Origin of the sequence: Thiobacillus thioparus DSM 505 (genome assembly GCF_000373385.1) — a bacterium.
Lineage (GTDB): Bacteria > Pseudomonadota > Gammaproteobacteria > Burkholderiales > Thiobacillaceae > Thiobacillus > Thiobacillus thioparus.
Window position 1 is genome coordinate 140,169 of sequence record NZ_KB891328.1, and the last position, 22,902, is coordinate 163,070.

The window sequence follows — 22,902 nt, forward strand, 5'->3', positions numbered from 1 at the left end:
CATGCCGCAGAATCTGCTCGATTTCGATCTGGATGGCCTGACCGCCTGGTTCACCGAACTTGGCGAAAAGCCGTTTCGCGCCCGTCAGGTGTTCCACTGGATGCACCAGTCCGGCGTGGCCGATTTCGCGCAGATGACCGACATTGCCAAGAGCCTGCGCGAGAAGCTGCAGCAGCAGGCGGTGGTGCAGGCGCCTGCGATAAGCTATGCGCACACGTCGGCGGACGGCACGCGCAAGTGGCTGTTCGACGTCGGAGTCGCCAACGGCATCGAAACCGTGTTCATCCCGGAGGAGGACCGCGGCACGCTGTGCGTGTCGTCACAGGTTGGTTGCGCGCTGGAGTGCACGTTCTGTTCGACCGGGCGGCAGGGCTTCAACCGCAACCTGACGGTTGCCGAGATCATCGGGCAGTTGTGGGTGGCGCATCACAGCCTCAAGACCGAGCCCAATCGCACCACCGGCGAAGTTTCCGACCGGCCGGTGACCAACGTGGTGATGATGGGGATGGGCGAGCCGCTGGCGAACTTCGAAAACGTGGTGACTGCGCTCGGCATCATGCTTGACGACCATGCCTACGGCCTGTCGCGGCGGCGGGTGACGGTATCCACATCCGGCCTGGTCCCGGCGATGGACCGCCTGGCCGAGCGTTGTCCGGTGGCGCTGGCGGTGAGCCTGCATGCGCCCAACGATGCGTTGCGCGACCAAATCGTGCCGATCAACAAGAAGTATCCGTTGCGCGAACTGATGGCCGCCTGTCGGCGCTATCTGGTGCATGCGCCGCGCGACTTCATCACCTTCGAATACGTGATGCTGGCCGGTGTGAACGACCAGCCCGAGCATGCGCGCCAGTTGATCGAGCTGACACGCGACGTGCCGTGCAAGTTCAACCTCATTCCCTTCAATCCGTTCCCGGACTCGGGCTACGAAAAACCGCGGGCAGAGTCGATGCGCGTGTTTCGCCAGATCCTGCAGGATGCGGGCTTGGTGGTGACCACGCGCAAGACGCGCGGCGACGATATCGATGCGGCCTGCGGACAGCTGGCCGGGAAAGTCGCGGACAAGAGCGGACGTGTCATGAAACGAATGCACAAGGAGGCAGCGTGAAGAAATGGGTAGGTGTACTGGTTACTGCGGCATTGCTGGCGGGCTGCGCGGCGCAGCCGATGGACGGGAGCGGTGGTGTGGCCGCCAGCGAGGCCGACAGCCAGAGCCGCGAACGTGCCCGTGCATTCACGGATCTGGCCGGGGCCTATGTCGCGCGTGCCCAGTACAAGGTCGCGCTCGACGAGTTGCGCAAGGCGATCACGGCTGACAATCGCTACGGTCCGGCCTACAACATCTACGGCATGATCTACATGGACTTGGCCGAGGACAAGCTGGCCGAGGAAAACTTTCGTCGCGCCATTGAACTCGATCGCAACGACTCGAATGCGCACAACAACTACGGCTGGTTTCTCTGTACCCGCGGCCGCTACGATGAAGGCTTGGCGCAATTCAGCGCCGCCATTCGCAACCCTTTGTACACGCAGCCCGAACTGGCCATGACCAATGCCGGTTTGTGCGCCGAGAAGAAGGGCGATATCGCGCTGGCCGAGGCCAATCTGGGAAAAGCGCTCAAACTGCAGCCTGACAACCCCAACTCGATCCTCAAGCTGGCCGGGCTGTATTTCCGCCAGGGGCGCCTGGCGGAAGCGCAGCGCCTGCTGGGGCGCCATGACGAGCTGGCGCCGCCGTCCGCAGAAAGCCTGTGGCTGGGCGTGCGGCTGGAACGCAAGCTGGGCGACCGGGCACAGGAGGCCGCCTATGCCTTGCAACTGCGCAAACGCTTCCCCGATTCGAACGAGACGCAACAGTTGCTGACGGGACATGTCGAATGAGTGAGAACGGGCTGGCCTCGGTCGGTCAGATTTTGCGGGAGGCACGCGAAGCGCAGGGCATCACGCTGGACAATGCCGCTGTGCGCCTGCGTCTGATGCATCGCCAGGTGGAGGCGATGGAACGGGACGACTTCGAGAGCCTGGGCCAGTCTGTATTCGCACGCGGCTTTGTGCGGAACTATGCGCGTTTGCTGGGGCTGGCGCCGGAATCCTTGCTGACGCGCATGGATGGCGCCCCGACCGAACCGGCCGCGGTCGCCCCGACCGAACCGGCCCTGCCGCGGTCATGGCTGACTTCTCCGTGGCTGATCCTGTCGCTGCTCGGCCTGTTGCTGGCGGTGGCCGTGCCGGTTGCGTTGTATGCGTGGCTCAACAGCGATGGGGGCGAGCGCCCCGACGAACCGGTACCGGCCGCCATGCAGCCGCGTCCGGCACCGCCCGCCGCAAGCGCCCCTGTCGCTGCACGGACTGGTGTCGTGGCACCTGCTGCACTCGTGCCGCCCGCTACTCCGGCCGCAGCAGACGGCACGCCGCCTGAGGCTACGGCGTCCGGGACGACCGAGCCCGCGGCGAATGGCAGTGTGCTGCACCTCGATTTCGGTGACGAATCCTGGACCGAGATCAAGGATGCCAGCGGCCGCATGCTGATGCGCCAGCTCAATCCCGCAGGCAGTAGCGCAGATGTTCACGGCCAGCCCCCGTTCGATGTGGTGATCGGCAATGCCGCGCAAGTGCAGGTGACGTACAACGGCCGCCCCATCGACCTGAAACCCTTTATTGACGTGACGGTTGCCCGCTTCACGCTGGAAGAATGATGTCCCGGATTGTTCGTCGTTCCACCCGTCAGGTACGGGTCGGTTCCGTGCTGGTGGGGGGCGATGCGCCCGTCGTGGTGCAGTCGATGACCAACACCGATACCGTCGATATCACCGCCACCGTGCGTCAGGTGCAAGCGCTCGCCGAGGCCGGATCGGAGCTGGTGCGGTTGACCGTCAACACGCTGGAGGCCGCCGCCGCGGTGCCGCGCATTCGTGAGCGCCTCGATGTGCTGGGCTGCCGCGTGCCGCTGATCGGCGACTTCCATTTCAACGGCCACAAGCTTCTGACTCAGGTGCCCGAGTGTGCCGAGGCCCTGGCCAAGCTGCGCATCAATCCGGGCAATATCGGGCGAGGCAACAAGCGCGACGAGCAGTTCGCCACGCTGATCGAAGTGGCATGCCGCTACGACAAGCCCGTGCGTATCGGTGTCAACTGGGGCAGCCTCGACCAGGCGCTGGCGGTGCGCATGATGGACGACAATGCGCGTCTTCCGCAGCCGGAAGATGCCGAAGTGGTGATGCGGCGTGCGATGGTGGCCTCCGCACTGGAGTCGGCGAAGAAGGCCGAGGAATTGGGACTCGGCGGCGACAAGATCATCCTGTCGTGCAAGATGAGCCGAGTACAGGATCTGATATCGGTATACCGTGACCTGGCGTCGCAGTGCGACTACCCGCTGCACCTCGGATTGACCGAGGCCGGCATGGGCAGCAAGGGCATCGTCGCTTCGACCGCGGCCTTGTCGGTGTTGCTGCAGGAAGGCATCGGCGACACGATACGGATATCCTTGACGCCCGAGCCAGGTGGTGAACGTACCCAGGAAGTTCGAGTCGGCCAGGAAATCCTGCAGGCGCTGGGGCTGCGCGCGTTCACGCCCCAGGTCACGGCCTGCCCGGGTTGCGGTCGCACCACCTCCACCGTGTTCCAGGAGCTGGCGCAGGATATCGAAACCTATTTGCGTACCCAGATGCCCGTTTGGCGCAACCAGTATCCCGGCGTCGAATCCATGCAGGTAGCGGTGATGGGGTGCGTGGTCAACGGCCCAGGCGAGTCCAAGCATGCCAATATCGGCATCTCGTTGCCCGGCACGGGCGAAGTGCCGGTCGCGCCGGTATACGTCGACGGCGAAAAAACCGTGACGCTGAAAGGCGAGAAGATAGCCGAAGAATTCCAGGCCATCGTCGAAGACTATGTGCGCAGCCGTTACGGCGCTGTGTGAAATGCATCTCTGTTGATTAAGTTATGAGCAACAACATTCAATCCGTGCGCGGCATGAACGACTGCCTGCCCGATGTCAGCGACACATGGCAGGGATTCGAGGCGATCGTGCGCGACTGGCTGCGGCGCTACGGCTATCGCGAGATACGTACGCCGATTCTTGAGCATACCGGGCTGTTCAAGCGTGCCATCGGCGAGGTGACCGACATCGTCGAGAAGGAGATGTATACCTTCGTCGACGAACTGAACGGCGAATCGCTGACGCTGCGCCCGGAAGGCACGGCTTCGTCGGTACGTGCCGTGATCCAGCACAACCTGCTGTACGACGGCGGCAAGCGGCTGTGGTACACCGGGCCGATGTTCCGTCACGAGCGTCCGCAGAAGGGCCGCTACCGGCAGTTTCACCAGGTCGGCGTCGAGGCGCTCGGCTTTGTCGGGCCGGACGTCGATGCCGAACTGATCGTGATGTGCGCCGATCTGTGGAAGGAGCTGGGTATCGCGCCGGCGCTGCAACTCAACACTTTGGGCGATCACGCCGCGCGGCTGCGGCACCGCGAGAAGCTGATCGCCTATTACGCGTCGCACCAGGACGTGCTCGACGAGGACGCCAGGCGCCGTCTGCACAGCAACCCGCTGCGTATCCTCGACAGCAAGAACCCGGCGATGCAGGCGCTGAACGATGCGGCGCCCAAGCTGATGGATGAACTCGAGGACGAGGCGCTGACGCATTTCGATGCGGTGCAGGCCCTGTTGCGCGCGAACGATATCGCCTTCGAGATCAATCCGCGTCTGGTGCGTGGGCTGGATTACTACAACCGTACCGTGTTCGAATGGGTGACCGACCAGCTCGGCGCGCAGGGCACGGTGTGTGCTGGTGGGCGCTACGACGGTCTGGTCGAGCAGCTGGGCGGCAAGCCGGCGCCTGCAGCCGGGTTTGCGATGGGCATCGAACGGCTGCTGGCATTGGTCGAAGCGGGTGGACGCCGCATCGCGACACCGGCGCCCGATGCCTATATCGTCCATGCCGGCGACTTGGCACAGGCCTTTGCCTGGCAGGTGGCAGGTTCGCTGCGCAGTGCCGGACTCGCCGCGGTCCTGCATTGCGGCGGCGGCAGTTTCAAGTCGCAGATGAAAAAGGCCGATGCCAGCCACGCACGTTATGCGGTGATCATCGGCGACGACGAGGCCGCTGCGCAGCAGGTGACGCTGAAGCCGCTGCGCGAAGCAGGCGAACAGACTCGCGTCGAGGTGGCGCGGGCGATTCAATTCATTCAAGAAGCATCAACTCAAAAGGCATAGCGCATGGCAACCTACGATCTCGACGAGCAGGAACGGCTGGACGAACTGAAAGCCTGGTGGAAGCGCTGGGGCAACCTGGTGATGATCGGCTTGGCCGTGGTGATCGCCGGGGCGGCAGGCTGGCGCTACTGGCAGAACCACACGGTGACGCAAAGCCTGGAAGCGGCAACCGTGTACGAAAAGCTCACGCAGTCGCTGGCTGCGAATGACGCCAAGAGCGCACGCGAAGCGGGCGCGATGCTGCTCGACCAGTACAAAGGCACGGCGTATGCACCGCGTGCCGCGATGCTGCTGGCCAAGCTCAATGTCATGAACAAGGATATGAAAAGCGCGCAGAGCCAGCTGGAATGGGCCGTGGCCAACAGCAAGGAACCGGCCGTCAAGGATCTGGCGCGCCTGCACCTGGCAGGTGTGCAACTCGACCAGAAACAATACGACGCTGCGTTGAAAACCCTGGCAGGCTCGCATAGCGATGCGTTCGCCTTCCGTTTTGAAGACATGCGGGGCGATGTGCTGATGGCGCAGGGCAAGAAAGCCGAGGCGCGCGTGGCGTATCAGGCGGCGTTCGGCAAGATGGAAAAAGACAATCCCTATCGCAGCATCGTCGAACTGAAGCTCGATGCACTGGGAGGAGAAACCAAGTGAAGATGCGCATGATAGTCGCCGGCCTGGCGCTGGCTATGTCGGGATGCAGCACGGTCGGTTCGATGACCAGCACGGTGGGCGGCTGGTTCGGCCACGGTCCGGTCAAGGCCAAGCCAGCGGAGCTGGTCGAATTCAAACCCACTGCCAGCCTCACCGAAGCCTGGAAAGGCGAGACGGGGGATACCGGCGGTTATCTGTTCCGTCCCCAGGCCGCAGGTAACGATGTGTTTGCCGCGGGCGGCAGCCGCGTGGTGCGCATCGCGGTAGCCAATGGCAACACGGTATGGAAAACCGATGCCGACGCCAAACTGTCGGCCGGCGCAGGCGTGGGGCAGGGGGTGGTGCTGGCGGGCAGTACCAAGGGCGAGTTGCTGGCGCTGGATCAGGTCAGCGGTCAGGTGCGCTGGAAAGTGGCTTTGTCGAGCGAAGTGACCGGCCAGGCGCTGGTCGTGGGGGATATTGTCATCGCACGCACGGGCGATGGCCGCGTGCAGGGGCTTGGGGTCGCCGACGGCAGCCGCAAATGGCTGTACACCCGCAACCTGCCGGTATTGAGCCTGCGCGGTTCGGGCGGCCTGGTCGTGCGTGACGAGGTGCTCTATGCCGGGTTCCCGGGCGGCAAACTGGTCGCGCTCAATGCGGCCAATGGCGCGCAGTTGTGGGAGGCCACGGTGGCGCTGCCGCGCGGGGCGACCGAACTCGAACGGGTGGCCGATGTGATGGGTAATCCGGCCGTGGATGAACGCCAGGTGTGTGCGGTCGCCTATCAGGGACGGGTGGCCTGCTTCGATCGCCGCAACGGGGAATTGCTGTGGGCGCGTGACACCTCCAGCAACACCGGCCTGGCGATGGACGAACGTAACGTCTACGTCACCGACGACAAGGACGCGGTGACGGCCTACGATAAAACCAGCGGTCGTGCCGGCTGGCGGCAGGACAAGCTGGCGCGCCGCGCAGTGACCGCACCGCTGGCGCTCGGCGCCTGGGTTGTGGTGGCAGACGGCGAGGGATACGTCCATGTGCTGTCGAGCGAGGATGGCAGTTTCGCGGCGCGTGCGAAAGTCGACAGCGGCGTACATTCGGCGCCTGCCGATATCGGGCCGGGTTTCGCGGTGGAGACGTCCAAAGGCAATGTCGTTGCGTTCCGGCTCAAGTAAACAACACGGCGCGTCGGCTGTGCCGGCGCGTCAGCAAGGATAATCATCCTAAAACCGCAGTTGACCGCTCAATTTCAGGAATGCTGCATGAATATCGATACTTCAGTCCGCGATCACACTCACCGACAGGTGGGGGCCGCTACGCGCCCGCTTTTGTCGTTGGTCGTTGCAGGCCCCGGCCTGCCGCCTCCTCACTTCGCGGCAACCCCTTGCCCAGACGCGCCATCGGGCGCGTCCAACTACGGTTCCTAGGATGATGCTTCCCACTCTGGTTCTTGTCGGGCGCCCGAACGTCGGCAAATCCACCTTGTTCAACCGCCTCACCGGTACGCGCGACGCGCTCGTGCACGACATGCCGGGGATGACGCGCGACCGCCACTACGGACGCGGGCGTATCGGCGGCAAACCCTATCTGGTGGTCGACACCGGCGGCCTCGAACCGGTGGCCAAGGAGGGCATCATGGCCGAAATGGCGCGCCAGACGCTGCAGGCCATCGACGAGGCCGACGCCATCATCTTCATGGTGGATGCGCGCAGTGGCCTGACGCCGCAGGACAAGGTGATCGCCGAGCGCCTGCGCCGTGCGACCTGCCCGGTGCTGCTTGCGGTCAACAAGGCCGAGGGCATGAACCGCGCGGTGGTGACCGCCGAATTCCACGAACTGGGCCTAGGCGAGCCGCTGGCGATCTCCGGCGCGCACGGCGACGGCATATCAGACCTGGTGGACGAGGCGCTGGCGCCGTTTCCCGCAGAGGAAGAACAGACCGACGAATTCGGCATTCCCAAGATCGCGCTGGTCGGGCGCCCCAACGTCGGCAAGTCGACCTTGGTCAACGCGCTGGTTGGCGAGGAGCGCGTCATTGCGTTCGACCAGCCCGGTACCACGCGCGATTCGATCTACGTCGAATTCGAACGCGACGGCAAGCCCTACATCCTGATCGACACCGCCGGCGTGCGGCGTAAAGGGAAGGTGTTCGAGACAGTGGAAAAATTCTCCGTCATCAAGACGCTGCAGGCGATCGAGGATGCCAATGTGGTGGTGCTGGTGCTCGACGCGCGCGAGAACATCTCCGAGCAGGATGCGCATCTCGCAGGCTTCGTGTTGGAAACCGGTCGCGCGCTGGTGGTGGCGATCAACAAGTGGGATGGCCTGTCCGCCGAGCAGCGCGACGACATCAAGCGCGACATCGGCCGCAAGCTGGCTTTCCTCGATTTCGCCCGATTCAATTACATTTCGGCCTTGAAGAGCAAGGGCCTGGACACCCTGCTGAAGGATGTCGAAGCAGCGCATGCCGCCGCCTTCCTCAAGATGTCGACGCCCAAGCTGACGCGGGTGCTGGAGATGGCGGTGGAACAGCACGCGCCGCCCAAGAACGGACTGTTCCGCCCCAAGCCGCGTTACGCGCACCAGGGCGGCAAGAACCCGCCGGTCATCGTGCTGCACGGCAACGCACTGGAAGGCCTGCGCGACGACTACAAGCGCTATCTGGAAAGCAGTTTCCGCAAGGCATTCAAGCTGCAGGGCACGCCGCTGCGCATACAGGTCAAGGAAGACAGCGGCAAGAATCCGTTCGAGGGCAAAGCAAGGGCGCCGCTGACCGAAAGCGAAGCGACGCGGATGCGGCGCAAGAAACGGGTACGGCGCAAGGTCTACGGTTCAACCTGAGCCGGGCTATGCGCACTCACCCGCAAGGGGCAGGCTGTGGTTGTAAGCCGATAAATCGGCAACAACCACGCTCACTCGAGCCAGCGCACCAGATAGAACAGCTTGAATCCTTCGGAGGAACGCGACGGACCGCTGGCAATGGCTGCATGCCGGCTCTTGGCGGGATCCGCATGCGCACGCGCTTCGTCCTCGCTGGCGTAGACCTCGACCACCCCCTCGGGGAAACGCTTGCGGTGCTTGCCTGAAGGCGAATAGATCACCACCGCCGAGGTCCCGACGACTTTTGATTCGACATCGGTGAACAGGCTGGTGGCTTGCGGCATGCTTAGTGCGTCTTCTTCGGGATGCTGCTGATCTTGACGGCGTGGCTGGTGGGCGTCTCGTCGGTGAAGCGCGGACGCTCGTCCAGGGTGCGGCCGGTGAGCTGGGCAAGCTCGGTTTCGCGGCTGGAAATCACCATCAGGCAATCCTTGATGCCGAGGATGGTGGCCTCGGTCAGGGGGCTGGGGTTGCCATCGCGCGGTGCGGTATCGCGCACGATGGAAGTCAGGGTCTTGCGCATCATGCGCATGAGGCGCTGCTCGTCGTGCAGGGCTTTTTCGTCCATGAGGGTACTCCGGAAACCAGCAAAGATTCCGCATTGTCGGCGCCGCTCTGTGCTTCGTCAACGCAAGCCCCTTTGCGCACGAGGGGATAAAAAGCGTGACAGGGGGCATAAGAATTATGAACCGACGGTCCCTGCCGGCTGTTTTATGCTTGCCAGCTGAGGAGACGTCCCATGCCAGATCCGAATACCCCCGAATCCAGCGAAGTTCGCGAAATCCGCATCAATCCCATTGTGCCGAGCGAATCGGTACTGGTCGCCACCGCGCGCAGCATGCGCCCGAAAAAGGCCGAAGAACTGGCGCCGCGCGACACCCGCAAGCACGTCGAAACCTGCCCGTTCTGCCGCGGCAACGAGCACAAGACGCCGCCGGTGATCCTGCATTGGCCCCCGGAGGGCGACTGGCAGATCCGCATGGTCGAGAACCTCTACCCGGTGCTGGGCGACGACCGCGAACAGGCCGGTTTCAACTTCGGCCTGCAGCAGACCATCGACGGCTACGGTCGACACGAGGTCATCATCGATCACCACGAACACGGCATCGCGGTACACGAGATGGCCGAATCGCACCTGGCGGCACTGTTCGGCGTCTACCAGACGCGCATGCGCCAGCTGTTCGAGTCGGACGAGCGGCTGAAATACGTGCTGGTGTTCAAGAACTTCGGTCCGGCAGCCGGCGCGTCAATTCCGCATACGCACAGCCAGGTGATCGCGATGCCGGTAGTACCCGAGAACGTCGATGCCGAAGTAAAGAACAGTGCCGCACACTACGCCAAGCACCACCACTGCATTTTCTGCGCGCTGATCGACGAGGCACTGACCTTCGAGGCAACCATTTACGACCGTACGTCCGGCGCGGTGCGGCGCAAGATCAACGTCGGCCAGTACGTGGTCGAGCGCGGCGAAAAGTTCATCGCCATCAAGCCGTTCGCCAGCCGCTACGAATGGGAGGTGCACATCCTGCCGCTGGCACACCAGGCCGATTTTCTCGATGTGCGCGGCGAGGATCTGGCCGATCTGGCGCGGGTGGTGAAGCGCACCATGGCACGGCTGGATGCCGTCATCGGCGGCGCGCAGTACAACTTCTTCCTGCACTCGGTCCCGCACGATAGCCAGCAGCGGGCGCATGCGCCGAGCTATCACTGGCATCTGGAAATCTGTCCGCGCACGTCGATTCCCACCGGTTTCGAGCTTGGTTCGGGTCTGTTCGTCAACACAATCAATCCGGAACAGGCAGCCGAGCGCCTGCGCACGGTGGAATTGTAGAAAGCGGCGAGCCTTCCGGGCATCCGCACGGGCGTGATCGGGACTAGAATCAAACTTTCCAATTCGCTCGCGTAGGTGCCGCATGGCAGTCCGCCCCTATGCCAGCCTGGATGTCCGCCAGTGAAACCGCCCCTGTATTGCCTTGTTTTATCCATGATCACCGCGCATCCGGGTGCAGGCAGGAGCTATCGCCTTGTTTGAGCGGCATGCCGGTGGCGAGCGCGTCATCCTGGTGGCGCTTGATTTCGGCGATCTGGATTTTGCGGAAAGCGTGGCCGAGCTGCGATTGCTGGCGGCCGGCGCCGGGCTTGAGATTCTGGGCGAGGTGCAGGGCAAGCGTAGCCGCCCGGATGCCGCACTGTTCGTGGGCAGCGGCAAGGCCGACGAGATCGCCGCGCTGGTGGCAGCCACCGAAGCGGACGTCGTCATCTTCAACCACGAGCTGTCGCCTGCCCAGGAACGCAACCTGGAGCGCCGCGTGCATTGCCGGGTGATCGATCGTGTCACGTTGATTCTGGATATCTTTGCGCGCCGTGCGCACAGCGCCGAGGGCAAGCTGCAGGTCGAACTGGCCCAGCTTCAGCACCTTTCGACCCGGCTGGTGCGCGGCTGGACCCACCTCGAACGCCAGCGCGGCGGTGTGGGCATGCGCGGCCCAGGTGAAAAGCAACTGGAAACCGACCGCCGCCTGATCGGGATGCGGGTCAAGGCCTTGCGCGACCGGCTCGCCAAATTGGGCAAGCAGCGCCGCACCCAGCGGCGTTCGCGCGCGCGCCAGCACGTGCTGTCGGTGGCGCTGGTCGGCTACACCAACGCCGGGAAATCCACGCTGTTCAACGCGCTGACGCGTGCCGGCGCTTATGCCGCCGACCAGTTGTTCGCCACGCTGGACACCACCACGCGCAAGATCTACCTGCCTCAGGTGGGGGAAGTGGTGCTGTCGGACACCGTCGGTTTCATCACCCGCCTGCCTCACGACCTGGTGGCGGCGTTCCGCGCCACGCTGGAAGCCACGGCAGAAGCCGATCTGCTGCTGCACGTGATCGATTCCGCCAGCCCCGGGCGTGAGCGCCAGATCGAGGCGGTCGACAAGGTGCTGGCGGAAATCGGGGCGGAAGCCGTGCCGCAACTCCGGGTCTACAACAAGCTCGATCTGACGGGCGTTGCGCCGGGAGTGGGGCGGGATGAATATGGTAAACTGCAAAGCGTATATGTATCCGCGCAATCCGGCGCGGGGCTTGAACTTTTACGTGATGCCCTGTCAGAAATCCTGGTCGCCGAACGCGCCCGGGGCGAAGCCGGCGCGTCAGACGAAGACACCTCCCAACCCACAGCTCTCTCTGCATAACTTAACGATATGGCCTGGAACGACCAGCAATGGGGCAACAACGGTAACCGCAACAAAAACAGCGGACCGCCCGATCTGGACGAGCTCTGGCGGCGCCTTAATGAGCGCCTCAACGGCATGTTTGGCAACCGGAATACGGAAGGGGGCGGCGGTTTCTCGTCGGGTGGCGCAGGCGGCGGCAATCTGCTCGGCCTGCTGCTTGGCGCGCTGTTTCTGGTTTGGGTGGCGAGCGGTTTCTATATCGTCGACACCGGCCAGCGCGGCGTGGTACTGCGCTTCGGCAAGTATATCGAGACGACCGAGCCGGGCCCGCGCTGGCATCTGCCATGGCCGATCGAGTCGCGCGAAACCGTCAATATCGATCAGGTGCGCACCGTTGAAATCGGCTATCGCAACAACGTCAAGAGCAAGGTGCTGCGCGAGTCGCTGATGCTGACGGATGACGAGAACATCATCGACCTGCAGTTCGCGGTGCAGTACATCCTGAAGGATCCGGAGGAATTCCTGTTCGTCAACCGGGCGCCTGAAGATACGGTGCTGCAGGTGGCCGAAACCGCGATGCGCGAAATCGTTGGCAAGAACAGGATGGATTTTGTGCTGTACGAAGGGCGTGCTGAAATCGCCACGCGTGCGAAGGTGCTGATGCAGCAGATTCTCGATCGTTACAAGACCGGCATCAGCGTCAGCCAGGTCACGCTGCAGAACATCCAGCCGCCTGAGCAAGTGCAGGCCGCGTTCGACGATGCGGTCAAGGCAGGACAGGATCGCGAGCGCCTGAAGAACGAGGCGGAAGCGTATTCCAATGACGTGGTGCCACGCGCAAGTGGCCTGGCCTCGCGCCTGAAGGAAGAAGCCGCGGGCTACAAGCAGGCTGTGATTGCCAATGCTGAAGGTGACGCCAGCCGCTTTTCGCAAATTGTGACCGAATATCAGAAAGCCCCGCAGGTGACACGCCAGCGTATGTATCTCGACACCATGCAGACCGTGATGAACAACACCAGCAAAGTGGTGGTTGACCAGAAAGGCGGCAACAGCCTCTTGTATCTGCCGCTCGACAAATTGCAGCAGATCGTCAACCAGCCAAACAGCGGTGCATCGGACGCGCTGTTGCAACCTCCGGTTGCTGCGACAACCACGCCGCCCGCCCCTGTGGATATGCGCTCGCGCGATGCCTTGCGCAGCCGTGACCGGGAGGACCGGCCATGAACAAGCATATCGCCCCCATCCTGATCGGGCTGGTCGTGGTGCTGGTGATCTTGAGCGGCAGCATGTTCACTGTCGATCAGCGCCAGAATGCCTTGGTGTTCCAACTGGGTGAAGTGGTCTCGGTCAAGAAGGCGCCAGGCCTCTACTTCAAGTTGCCGCTGGTACAGAACATCCGCTATTTCGATACGCGCATCCTGACGCTGGATGCCGCGGATCCGGAGCGTTTCATCACCTCGGAAAAGAAGAACGTGCTGGTCGATTCGTACATCAAATGGCGCGTCATCGATGCCCGGCAGTTTTACGTCTCGGTCGGTGGCGATGAAACGCGCGCGCAGATTCGTCTGAACCAGACGGTTAACGACGGACTGCGGGCTGAATTCGGCAAGCGCACGATTCACGACGTTGTATCAGGGCAGCGTGATGCCGTCATGAACCTCATTCGTACCAAAGCCGACCAGGATGCGCGTTCGATAGGCGTGCAGGTGGTCGACGTGCGCATCAAGCGCGTCGATCTGCCGGAAAGCGTGTCGGAAAACGTCTATCGCCGGATGGAAGCCGAACGCAAGCAGGTGGCCAACGAGCTGCGCTCGACCGGCGCGGCTGAAGCGGAAAAAATCAAGGCTGATGCGGATCGGCAGAAGCAGGTGATCGTCGCCGAAGCCTATCGCGATGCCCAGCGCGTCAAGGGTGAGGGCGACGCCAAGGCCTCGGCGGTCTACGCCGCTGCGTATGACAAGAACCCGGAGTTTTATGCCTTCTACCGCAGCATGCAGGCCTACCGCGAAAGCTTCAAGAATAAGAGCGACGTGATGGTGCTCGATCCCAGCGCCGACTTCTTCAAATACATGAAGAACCCGCGTGCCGCCGGTGGTAAATGACGGGTTCGGACTGGCTTGCGGCAATCGGCTTGTTGCTGGTGGTGGAAGGGGTCCTGCCGTTCGCTGCGCCAGCCGTATGGTGTGACGGCTTTCGCCGGATGCAGGCGCTTCGCGACGGCCAATTGCGTTTTATCGGCGCTGCCTCGATGTTGGGCGGCGTTTTTTTGTTGATGCTACTGAATTGAAATGACTGCCTGGCTATTGCCCGAAAACGTCGAGGATGTATTGCCGCCGCAGGCCTGGCGCATGGAGGACATGCGTCGCGCGCTGCTCGACCTGTTTCGCGGTCGCGGTTATCAACTGGTGATTCCGCCGCTGATGGAATACGTCGATTCATTGTTGACGGGTGTGGGTGCCGACCTCGACCTCAAGACCTTCAAGCTGGTCGATCAGCTGACCGGCCGGCTGATGGGCGTGCGTGCCGACATCACGTCGCAGGTGGCGCGTATCGACGCGCACCTGCTCGCCGCCAACGCGGTGAACCGCCTGTGCTATGCGGGCAGCGTGCTGCATACCCAGTCCGACGGTTTCCATCGCTCGCGCGAGCCGATCCAGGTCGGTGCGGAACTATATGGCGAAGCCGGTGCGGAAGCGGACCTCGAAATTCTCACACTGATGCTACAGGGCCTCGACGCTTGCGGCGTGAAGACGCTGCAGCTCGACATCGGTCATGTCGGCGTATATCGGGCGCTGGCACAGGAAGCCGGCCTGTCCGGTACGGTCGAACATCAATTGTTCGGTGCATTGCAGGCAAAGGACAGCAGCGCCGTGATGGTGTTGACCGCAGGGCTGCCCGTCGCATTGCGCGATGCCTTTGCCGCGCTGCCGCAACTGTACGGCGACCGCAGCGTGCTGGCCGAGGCGCGTGCGCGCCTGCCGCAACTGGCGGCAATCGCTGCCGCACTGGATACCCTGGAAGTGCTCGACCATGGCCTCGTCGGTGTCGAAGCGGCCTACGACTTGGCCGAGCTGCGCGGCTATGGCTATCACAGCGGGGTCGTGTTCGCCGCCTACACCGGAGGGCGCAGCCATGCGATCGCGCAGGGCGGACGCTACGACGAAGTAGGGCGGGTATTCGGCCGGGCGCGTCCGGCCACCGGTTTCAGTCTGGATTTACGCGAACTGGTCATCGCCAGTTCAGATAAGCAATAAAGGGAGATTGCACCATGGCAGCAAAAAACGTCGTCGTCATCGGCACTCAGTGGGGCGATGAGGGCAAGGGCAAAATCGTCGACTGGTTGACCGACCGTGCGCAGGGCGTGGTTCGCTTCCAGGGCGGCCACAATGCGGGCCACACGCTGGTGGTGGCAGGCAAGAAGACCGTGTTGCACCTGATCCCGTCGGGCATCCTGCGCGACAACGTCACCTGCTACATCGGCAATGGTGTCGTGCTGTCGCCGACCGCGCTGATCGAGGAAATGGACATGCTACAGACGGCCGGTGTCGACGTCGCCAGCCGTCTCAAGCTCAGCGAAGCCTGTCCGCTCATCATGCCGCACCACGTGGCGCTCGACCGCGCGCGCGAAATCGCCAAGGGCGCCGGCAAGATCGGCACCACCGGACGCGGCATCGGCCCCGCCTACGAAGACAAGGTGGCGCGCCGTGCGCTTCGCCTGCAGGACCTGTTCCACCGCGAGCGCTTCGCCGCCAAGCTGGGCGAGGTGCTCGATCATCACAACTTCATGCTGAAAAACTATTACAAGACCGACGTGGTCGACTTCAACCAGTCGCTCGACGAGATGATGGCGCTGGCCGAGCGCCTCAAGCCGATGGTGGCCGATGTGCCGCGCAGCCTGTACGAAGCCAACAAGGCGGGAGAGAACCTGCTGTTCGAAGGCGCGCAGGGAACGCTGCTGGATATTGACCACGGTACCTATCCGTTCGTGACCTCATCCAACTGTACGGCCGGCGGTGCCGCCACCGGCGCCGGTGTCGGCCCGAACACGCTGCACTACATCCTCGGCATCACCAAGGCCTATACCACGCGCGTGGGTTCGGGACCGTTCCCCACCGAACTGTTTGACGATGTCGGCCAGTATCTCGGCGAAAAGGGGCACGAATTCGGCGCCACCACCGGCCGCGCGCGCCGCTGCGGCTGGTTCGATGCCGCAGCGCTCAAGCGTTCGATCCAGATCAACGGCGTGACGGGCCTGTGCGTGACCAAGCTCGACGTGCTGGATGGCCTGGAAACCGTGCGGGTGTGCGTGGGCTACAAGATCGACGGCGAGACCTGCGACATCCTGCCGGTGGGAGCTGAATCGATTGCCCACGTCGAGCCGATCTACGAGGACCTGCCGGGCTGGAGCGATACGACCGTGGGGGTGCAGGAATTCGACAAGCTGCCGCAGAAGGCGCAGACCTACCTGAAGCGGATGGAGGCCCTGTGCGAAGTGCCGGTGGACGTGGTGTCGACCGGGCCGGACCGGGTGGAGACAATCGTGCGTCGCCACCCTTACGAGGCGTAATGTATAAAATAAAGTCTGAAAAAGTAAAAAGCCGACACGAGGTCGGCTTTTTACTTGTAGCGTTTGGTGCCCAGAAGAGGACTCGAACCTCCACAGTGTTGCCACCGCTAGGACCTGAACCTAGTGCGTCTACCAATTCCGCCATCTGGGCAATGAAGGCGCGCATTTTAGAGAGCCATGAATAAATTGTCAACGAAGATGCCTGGAAAAAAATCCCGCAGCCGCGCAAGCAAACATCAAATTCCCGCGATCCGTCTGGCCGACCCGTTCTACGAACGTGAAACCGAGCGCTACGAATCGCCGCTGCCCAGCCGCGAATACATTCTGCAGCTGCTGACCGACGCCGGCTGCCCGGTCGATGCCGACGCCTTCGCCGACCAGCTGCACATCACCGAGGACGAACGCGACCTGTTCCAGCGCCGTCTCGGCGCGATGCAGCGCGACGGCCAGTTGATGCTGAACCGCAAGCGCCAGCTCTGCCTGCCGGACAAGCTCGACCTGATCAAGGGCCGCGTCGAGGGCCACCCGGACGGCTTCGGCTTCGTGGTGCCGGAAGAGGGCGGCGACGACCTGTATCTGTCGCCCAAGGAAATGCACCGCGTGCTGCACGGCGACAAGGTGCTGGTACGGGTCGCCGGCTTCGACAAGCGCGGCCGGCGCGAGGCCAAGATCGTCGAGGTACTGGAGCACGTCAACCAATTCGTCGTCGGCCGCTACTACCTCGAGGGTGGCGTCGGCTTCCTGATTGCGGAGAACCGCCGTATCAACCAGGACATCCTGGTGCCGCCCGAAAATGCAGGGAATGCCAAGTCCGGCCAGGTGGTCACGGTGGAAATCGTCACCCAGCCCGGCGCGCATAATGAGGCCGTTGGCCGCGTCACCGAGATTTTGGGTAGCTTCACCGGCCCGGGCATGGAAATCGAGATCGCGTTGCGCAAGCACGACCTGCCCTACGTGTTCCCGCCCGACGTCGAGGCGCAGGCGTCCAAGCTGCCGAGCAAGGTGCAGAAAAAGGACATGGCTGGCCGTGAGGACATCCGCCACCTGCCGCTCGTCACCATCGACGGCGAAACCGCGCGCGACTTCGACGATGCGGTGTATTGCGAGCCACTCGGCCGCAGCGGCTATCGGCTGGTGGTGGCGATCGCCGACGTCAGCCATTACGTCAAGCCGAAGGATGCGCTCGACACTGAAGGTTTCAACCGCGGCAATTCGGTGTATTTTCCGCGCCGCGTCATCCCTATGTTGCCGGAAGCGCTGTCCAACGGCCTATGCTCGCTCAACCCGGAGGTCGACCGCCTCTCCATGGTGTGCGACATGCGTATCACCACGGCAGGCAGCATCAAGGAATACCGCTTCTACCCGGCGGTGATCTATTCGCACGCGCGCCTCACCTACAACCAGGTGTGGGACTGGCTCTCCGGCGTCGCCAAGCCGGACAAGAAGCAGGCCGCGCTGATGCCGCACCTAGAGGCGCTTGACAAGCTGTTCCGTACCCTTTTGAAGGCACGCGCCAAGCGCGGCGCGATCGACTTCGGTTCGACCGAGACGCAGATCATTTTCGACGACAACGGCAAGATCAAGGAGATCGTACCGGTGATCCGCAACGATGCCCACCGCATCATCGAGGAATGCATGCTGGCGGCCAATGTCTGCGCGTCGGATTATCTGCACGAGAACAAGCAGCCTGCGCTGTTCCGCGTGCACGAAGGCCCGACGCCCGAGAAGCTCGCCGCGCTGCGCGGTTTCCTCGCCGAATTCGGTCTCGATCTCGGCGGCGGCGACAAGCCTCATGCCAAGGATTACGGCGCGCTGCTGGACAAGATCAAGGACCGTCCCGACCATGGCCTGTTGCAGACCGTGATGCTGCGCTCGCTCAGGCAGGCGATCTACAGCCCCGACAACAAGGGCCACTTCGGTCTGGCGTACGAGGCCTACACTCACTTCACCTCGCCGATCCGCCGCTACCCCGACCTGCTGGTGCATCGCGGCATCAAGGCGGTGCTCCTGGGCGAGAAGCTGCCGGCCACGGGCCTGGCGGAAATCGGTGCCCACTGCTCGATGACCGAGCGCCGCGCCGACGACGCCACCCGCGACGTCGACGCCTGGCTGAAGACCTATTTCATGCAGGACCGCATCGGCGACGAATACAACGGCACGGTGAGCGCGGTAACCAGCTTCGGCATGTTCGTCGCGATCGACGAGATCTTTATCGAAGGCCTCGTCCACGTCTCCGAACTCGGCCAGGACTACTTCCACTACGACCAGGCCAAGCACATGATGCTCGGCGAGCGGACGGGTAAAAAATATCGCCTGGGCGACCGCGTGCGCATCAAGGTGATGCGTGCCGACATCGAGACCAGCAAGATCGATTTCAGCCTGGTCGAGCAGGAGAATTCCGCCCTCGACATGCAACGCGCATTCGCGCAATCGGCGTCGGAAAAGAACTCCTCCAAGCCTCGATCCGCCAAATCCAGGTCGGGTAGCAAGCAGAAATGAGCGAGAAGCCCGCCGACAAACACGCCGCAGAAAAACTCATCTACGGCTTTCATCCCGTCCTGGCCCGCCTGCGCCAGGATCCCGCGGGCATATTCGAAATCTACCTCGACCTGACCCGCCGCGATGCGCGTGCGCGCGACTTGGTGCACCAGGCCAAGGACAACGGCGTCAAGCTCGCGCAGGTCGAGGCCGACCGGCTGACGCGGCTGGTAGGCAAGACCGCCAAGCACCAGGGCGTGGTCGCCCGCGTCAAGCCCGTTGCGCTCACGCATTCGCTCGACGAGGTGTTGGAAAACATCCAGGGCCCGCCGCTGCTGGTCATCCTCGACGGCGTCACCGACCCGCACAACCTCGGTGCGATTCTGCGCTCGGCCGATGCCTTCGGCGTGCATGCCGTCATCGCGCCCAAGGATAACGCCGTCGGCGTCAACGCCACGGTGGAGAAGGTCGCCTCGGGCGCCGCCGAAACCGTGCCCTACATCATGGTCACCAACCTCGCGCGCACCATCGAGGATTTGAAGGAACACAATATCTGGGTCATCGCCGCTGACATGGATGGCGAGCAACCCCTGTCCGGCATCGACGCCAAAACCGGCATCGCCTGGGTGCTCGGCGCCGAGGGTGCGGGCATCCGCCGGCTGGTCAAGCAGAGCTGCGACCAGGTCGCACGCATCCCGATCGGCGGCACAGTGGAAAGCCTCAATGTGTCGGTGTCGGCGGCGCTGTGTTTGTATGAGACGGTGCGGCAGCGGAGCGCATGAGTTATGTCTTTTACGCAGTCAGTTGCCGGCTAAATTGACGCTTGGGCATCTTTAGGGTTGCCTATGAAAGAGGTTCTACTTGTTATTCTTGGTTTCGTGCTGGCGCGGGTGCCAATTTGGTTAGACAGAAAGCGGCACCTGAAAACCCATTGGGCCGCAATCCGGGCTGAACTAGAGCTGTGTCGGGAACGAGCTGCAGCGCTGTTGAATGATGCGATTCTTTCTCCGCTATATCGCCTCCCCACGGTCACGTATGAGTCCTCATTTTCTGTCTTGTTGTCAGAGGGTGCGCTCTCAGAATCCGAAGCACTATCTTTGGGGCGATTCTTCTGCCAAGTCCACGACATTAATCGTGGGCTAGACAATGCTGCTCAGAAGCTTGATTTAAACGACTTAGAGGCGTTGCATCGAGAATATGATCGTAATCTCCTGAAGGTTCGTCGCCTTGTTGAAAACCGGGACGATGGGGAGTCACTTTATGTCTTGTCATTAAGAATCATCGACGCCAAGATTCAGCAATCATGGTGGTCCTATTGAGTAGGCTACCCTTTCGCATGCGCTTTACCGGGCTTGCTGACTCACGCTAGCTCTTGCAAACGCAACAAGCGCGCAGCTTCTTCCTCACGCGCGTCATCAATCTCCCGCATCACCCCCTCCAGATCGACCGGTGGCTTTTCGCATTCGAATACGCCGGTGAGTTCGACTTCGGGATTCAGCTTGCCGTGCTCATACAGCGCCCAGATTTCCTCGGCGTATCGCGTCGCCAACAGCGCCGGCGCGAACTGCCCGAAATACGTTCTCAGATTGTTCACGTCCCGCGCCAGCATGGCCTGGGCGTGATTGTTGCCGGCGGCGTCAACCGCTTGTGGCAAATCGATGATGACCGGGCCGTCGGCGCCGACGAGGATGTTGAACTCGGACAGGTCGCCGTGGACGACGCCGGCGCACAACATGCGCACCACTTCGCCGATCAGGGTACGGTGGTGGGCGAGGGCTTCGACTTCGGTGAACGACACGTCGTTGAGCCGGGGAGCGGCGTTGCCGTCGGCATCGGCCACCAGCTCCATCAGCAGGACGCCTTCGTGGAAGTTGTACGGCGTGGGCACGCGCACGCCGGCAGCGGCGAGCCGGTACAGCGCATCGACCTCGGCGCTTTGCCAGGCGGCTTCCTGCATTTCGCGGCCGTACTTGCTGCCCTTGGCCATGGCGCGTGCCTGCCGGCTGTTCTTGGTCTTGCGGTTTTCGGTGTAGTCGACGGCCTGGCGGAAGCTACGTTGGTTGGCTTCCTTGTAGACCTTGGCGCAGCGGATCTCGTCGCCGCACACGACGACGAAGACCATGGCCTCCTTGCCGCTCATGAGCTGGCGCACGACGCCGTCGATCAGGCCGTCTTCGAGCAGGGGTGCGAGCCGTTTGGGGATTTTCATCGGCAGCGGTCTAGCCGCGCACCTTGCGGTACGCCTCCAGCAGGCGCTGGTGGATCGCGCTGCCCTCGAAGTTGCCGCCCAGTGTTGTCAGGCCGAAGAAGCGCTCGTCCTGGTTGAACAGCGCGAACGCCTGTTCCAGCGTGTCGCGGCCGTACATCAGCGCGAGCGCGGATTCGAAGGGATTGGGATCGTCGAGCTGGACGAGATCGGCGATGCAGCGGTAGACCTTGAGGCGCGCTTCGCTGCGCTGACCGTACTGGGCGATCCAGGTGCAGCCTTCGCGGATGGCGTCGTCGTTGCCGAGGGCGAGGGCGAGCAGCAGCTTCAATTCACCGACGCGCAGGTCGGTCCATGGCGAATCGGGATCGGGGGCGAGGCCGATCAGCACCGTGACCAGACGGTCGTCGGCCAGTTCCAGCTCGACGATCCGATCCAGCAGCTCGGCGCATTCGTCGTCGCTGAGTTCGGGCAGACGCGTGAGTGCCGGACGGATCAGGTTGCCGACGCTGTTGTTCTCGAATTCGAGTTCCTCGAACGGGTAGATCTCGGAGACGCCGGGCACCAGGATGCGGCATGCGTAGACGCCGAGGTGGGTAAAGTCGGCGATGTAGAGGTCGTGCCCTTCGGCGTGCAGGGCATCGACCGACCACGCGTAATCCTCTTCGGTGGTGGTGCCGAAGTTCCAGTCAACGAACTCGAAGTCAGGGGTGTCGCGCAGGAAGTGCCAGGAAATCACGCCGCTGGAATCGACGAAGTGGATTTCCAGGTTCTGAGGGTCGGCAATTTCGGTTTGGTCGAAGCCGGGGGCCGGGAAGCCTGCCAGCGAATCGAGTGCGCGGCCCTGCAGCAGTTCGGTCAGCGCGCGCTCCAGCGCCACCTCGAAGCGCGGGTGCGCGCCGAAGCTCGCGAAGCAGCCCTGGTCGTGGGGGTGCAGCAGGGTGACGTTCATCACCGGGTACTGGCCGCCGAGCGAGGCGTCCTTCACCAGGATGCCGAAGCCCGCTTCGCGCAGGCCGCGGATGCCGGCGGCGATGTGCGGGTAGCGCTCGATGACGGCTTCGGGCACGTCGGGCAGGCACAGGCCTTCCTCGATGATGCGGAACTTGATGTGGCGTTCGAAGATTTCGGCCAGCGCTTGGGTACGCGCCTCTTTCAGTGTGTTGCCTGCCGACATGCCGTTGCTGACGTAGAGGTTGCCGATGAGGTTGACCGGGAAATACACGGTTTCGCCGTCACGCAGGCGCTGGTACGGAATGGCGCAGATGCCGCGCTCGGCATTGCCGGAGTTGAGGTCGATCAGCTGGTCTGCATGCACGCCTTCATCCGGGTTGTAGAGGCCATGCAGCGCGGGGGTGAGCAGATCGGCCGGCCAGACATCGTCGCTGTCGACGAGCGCAAACCAGCGCTCGTCGGGATGGTGGACGTAGCTGCGGTTGGCGATTGTCTCGCCCAGATAGAAATGGGTCCAGAAGTAATTGGTCGACAGTCGTTCGAAGTATTCGCCCAGCGCGCTCGCCCGCGCGGCCAGTTCCGAGGCGCCCTTGCCGTTGGTGAACAGCAGCGGGCAGTCGCGGTCGCGGATGTGCACCGACCACACGCCTTCCACCGGGTTGAGCCAGGAGCGTTCCTCGATGTGGAAGCCGATGGCCTCGAGCTTGGACTGCAGGGTGGTGATCGACGCTTCGAGCGAGGCGTCCTTGCCGGGGATGAAATGTTCGGTGGCGTGCATGGGGTGACTCTATTCAGGACAGGCAACAGCATAAGCGATG

At 63.0% G+C, this 22,902-nt stretch carries 22 protein-coding genes and 1 tRNA gene; 18 read left to right on the top strand and 5 right to left on the bottom strand.

Annotated features, from left to right (window positions below):
• The first annotated feature begins 1 nt into the window (after position 1).
• The 8 genes from rlmN (at position 2) to der (ending at position 8,679) form a co-directional block, all read left to right on the top strand.
• Positions 2-1,105 carry a dual-specificity RNA methyltransferase RlmN gene (gene rlmN / locus B058_RS0111255; protein ID WP_018508590.1) on the top strand — a complete coding sequence of 368 codons (1,104 nt, stop codon included), beginning with the start codon at positions 2-4 and terminating at the stop codon, positions 1,103-1,105.
• Complete coding sequence (pilW, locus tag B058_RS0111260) at positions 1,102-1,878, top strand: type IV pilus biogenesis/stability protein PilW (protein WP_018508591.1); 777 nt, start codon at positions 1,102-1,104, stop codon at positions 1,876-1,878. The genes rlmN and pilW overlap by 4 nt, the downstream gene beginning before the upstream one ends.
• The gene (locus B058_RS0111265) at positions 1,875-2,693 is read left to right on the top strand and encodes a RodZ domain-containing protein (RefSeq protein WP_018508592.1); all 819 of its coding nucleotides are present in this window, start codon (positions 1,875-1,877) and stop codon (positions 2,691-2,693) included. The genes pilW and B058_RS0111265 overlap by 4 nt, the downstream gene beginning before the upstream one ends.
• The gene (gene ispG, locus B058_RS0111270) at positions 2,690-3,913 is read left to right on the top strand and encodes a flavodoxin-dependent (E)-4-hydroxy-3-methylbut-2-enyl-diphosphate synthase (RefSeq protein ID WP_026240857.1); all 1,224 of its coding nucleotides are present in this window, start codon (positions 2,690-2,692) and stop codon (positions 3,911-3,913) included. Before B058_RS0111265 ends, ispG begins: the two co-directional genes overlap by 4 nt.
• 23 nt (positions 3,914-3,936) lie before the next feature.
• Entirely contained in the window at positions 3,937-5,211 is a 1,275-nt protein-coding gene (gene hisS, locus B058_RS0111275; RefSeq protein WP_018508594.1) for a histidine--tRNA ligase, read from the top strand.
• A gap of 3 nt (positions 5,212-5,214) precedes the next feature.
• Complete coding sequence (locus B058_RS0111280; protein ID WP_018508595.1) at positions 5,215-5,856, top strand: YfgM family protein; 642 nt, start codon at positions 5,215-5,217, stop codon at positions 5,854-5,856.
• A gap of 2 nt (positions 5,857-5,858) precedes the next feature.
• On the top strand, positions 5,859-7,013 hold the full coding sequence (gene bamB / locus B058_RS0111285; protein WP_040724368.1) for an outer membrane protein assembly factor BamB: 1,155 nt from the start codon (positions 5,859-5,861) through the stop codon (positions 7,011-7,013).
• 256 nt (positions 7,014-7,269) lie between these two features.
• Entirely contained in the window at positions 7,270-8,679 is a 1,410-nt protein-coding gene (gene der / locus B058_RS0111290) for a ribosome biogenesis GTPase Der (protein ID WP_018508597.1), read from the top strand.
• A gap of 71 nt (positions 8,680-8,750) precedes the next feature.
• Here der and B058_RS0111295 read toward each other — a convergent pair whose 3' ends face one another.
• Complete coding sequence (locus B058_RS0111295; RefSeq protein WP_018508598.1) at positions 8,751-9,002, bottom strand: hypothetical protein; 252 nt, start codon at positions 9,000-9,002, stop codon at positions 8,751-8,753.
• A 2-nt stretch (positions 9,003-9,004) separates the two neighbouring features.
• Entirely contained in the window at positions 9,005-9,286 is a 282-nt protein-coding gene (locus B058_RS0111300; RefSeq protein ID WP_018508599.1) for a hypothetical protein, read from the bottom strand.
• Positions 9,287-9,457: 171 nt separating this feature from the next.
• Here B058_RS0111300 and B058_RS0111305 point away from each other — a divergent pair, with 171 nt between their 5' ends.
• The 7 genes from B058_RS0111305 to B058_RS0111335 all read left to right on the top strand — a co-directional run bounded on the left by B058_RS0111305 (position 9,458) and on the right by B058_RS0111335 (position 16,446).
• Positions 9,458-10,549: a galactose-1-phosphate uridylyltransferase gene (locus B058_RS0111305; protein ID WP_018508600.1), complete on the top strand. Its 1,092-nt coding sequence runs from the start codon at positions 9,458-9,460 to the stop codon at positions 10,547-10,549.
• A gap of 193 nt (positions 10,550-10,742) precedes the next feature.
• Entirely contained in the window at positions 10,743-11,897 is a 1,155-nt protein-coding gene (gene hflX, locus B058_RS0111310) for a GTPase HflX (RefSeq protein WP_018508601.1), read from the top strand.
• Between the two features lie 9 nt (positions 11,898-11,906).
• Positions 11,907-13,103 carry an FtsH protease activity modulator HflK gene (hflK, locus tag B058_RS0111315; RefSeq protein WP_018508602.1) on the top strand — a complete coding sequence of 399 codons (1,197 nt, stop codon included), beginning with the start codon at positions 11,907-11,909 and terminating at the stop codon, positions 13,101-13,103.
• Positions 13,100-13,981, top strand: coding sequence for a protease modulator HflC (gene hflC / locus B058_RS0111320; RefSeq protein WP_018508603.1), 882 nt, complete (start codon positions 13,100-13,102; stop codon positions 13,979-13,981). Before hflK ends, hflC begins: the two co-directional genes overlap by 4 nt.
• Complete coding sequence (locus B058_RS0111325) at positions 13,978-14,166, top strand: DUF2065 domain-containing protein (protein WP_018508604.1); 189 nt, start codon at positions 13,978-13,980, stop codon at positions 14,164-14,166. The genes hflC and B058_RS0111325 overlap by 4 nt, the downstream gene beginning before the upstream one ends.
• Position 14,167: 1 nt before the next feature.
• Positions 14,168-15,133: an ATP phosphoribosyltransferase regulatory subunit gene (locus B058_RS0111330; protein WP_018508605.1), complete on the top strand. Its 966-nt coding sequence runs from the start codon at positions 14,168-14,170 to the stop codon at positions 15,131-15,133.
• Positions 15,134-15,147: 14 nt separating this feature from the next.
• On the top strand, positions 15,148-16,446 hold the full coding sequence (locus tag B058_RS0111335; RefSeq protein WP_018508606.1) for an adenylosuccinate synthase: 1,299 nt from the start codon (positions 15,148-15,150) through the stop codon (positions 16,444-16,446).
• A gap of 64 nt (positions 16,447-16,510) precedes the next feature.
• On the opposite strand, the gene B058_RS0111340 is transcribed toward B058_RS0111335, so the two are convergent.
• A tRNA-Leu gene (locus B058_RS0111340) sits at positions 16,511-16,597 on the bottom strand.
• A 47-nt stretch (positions 16,598-16,644) separates the two neighbouring features.
• Between B058_RS0111340 and rnr the strand changes: the two genes are divergently transcribed.
• The 3 genes from rnr (at position 16,645) to B058_RS0111355 (ending at position 20,243) form a co-directional block, all read left to right on the top strand.
• The gene (gene rnr, locus B058_RS16885; protein ID WP_051082106.1) at positions 16,645-18,945 is read left to right on the top strand and encodes a ribonuclease R; all 2,301 of its coding nucleotides are present in this window, start codon (positions 16,645-16,647) and stop codon (positions 18,943-18,945) included.
• Entirely contained in the window at positions 18,942-19,706 is a 765-nt protein-coding gene (gene rlmB, locus B058_RS0111350; RefSeq protein ID WP_018508608.1) for a 23S rRNA (guanosine(2251)-2'-O)-methyltransferase RlmB, read from the top strand. The genes rnr and rlmB overlap by 4 nt, the downstream gene beginning before the upstream one ends.
• A gap of 63 nt (positions 19,707-19,769) precedes the next feature.
• The gene (locus B058_RS0111355) at positions 19,770-20,243 is read left to right on the top strand and encodes a hypothetical protein (protein ID WP_018508609.1); all 474 of its coding nucleotides are present in this window, start codon (positions 19,770-19,772) and stop codon (positions 20,241-20,243) included.
• 41 nt (positions 20,244-20,284) lie between these two features.
• On the opposite strand, the gene B058_RS0111360 is transcribed toward B058_RS0111355, so the two are convergent.
• The gene (locus B058_RS0111360) at positions 20,285-21,133 is read right to left on the bottom strand and encodes a PA4780 family RIO1-like protein kinase (RefSeq protein ID WP_018508610.1); all 849 of its coding nucleotides are present in this window, start codon (positions 21,131-21,133) and stop codon (positions 20,285-20,287) included.
• 10 nt (positions 21,134-21,143) lie between these two features.
• Positions 21,144-22,862: a 30S ribosomal protein S12 methylthiotransferase accessory factor YcaO gene (ycaO, locus tag B058_RS0111365; RefSeq protein WP_018508611.1), complete on the bottom strand. Its 1,719-nt coding sequence runs from the start codon at positions 22,860-22,862 to the stop codon at positions 21,144-21,146.
• Between the last annotated feature and the right edge of the window lie 40 nt (positions 22,863-22,902).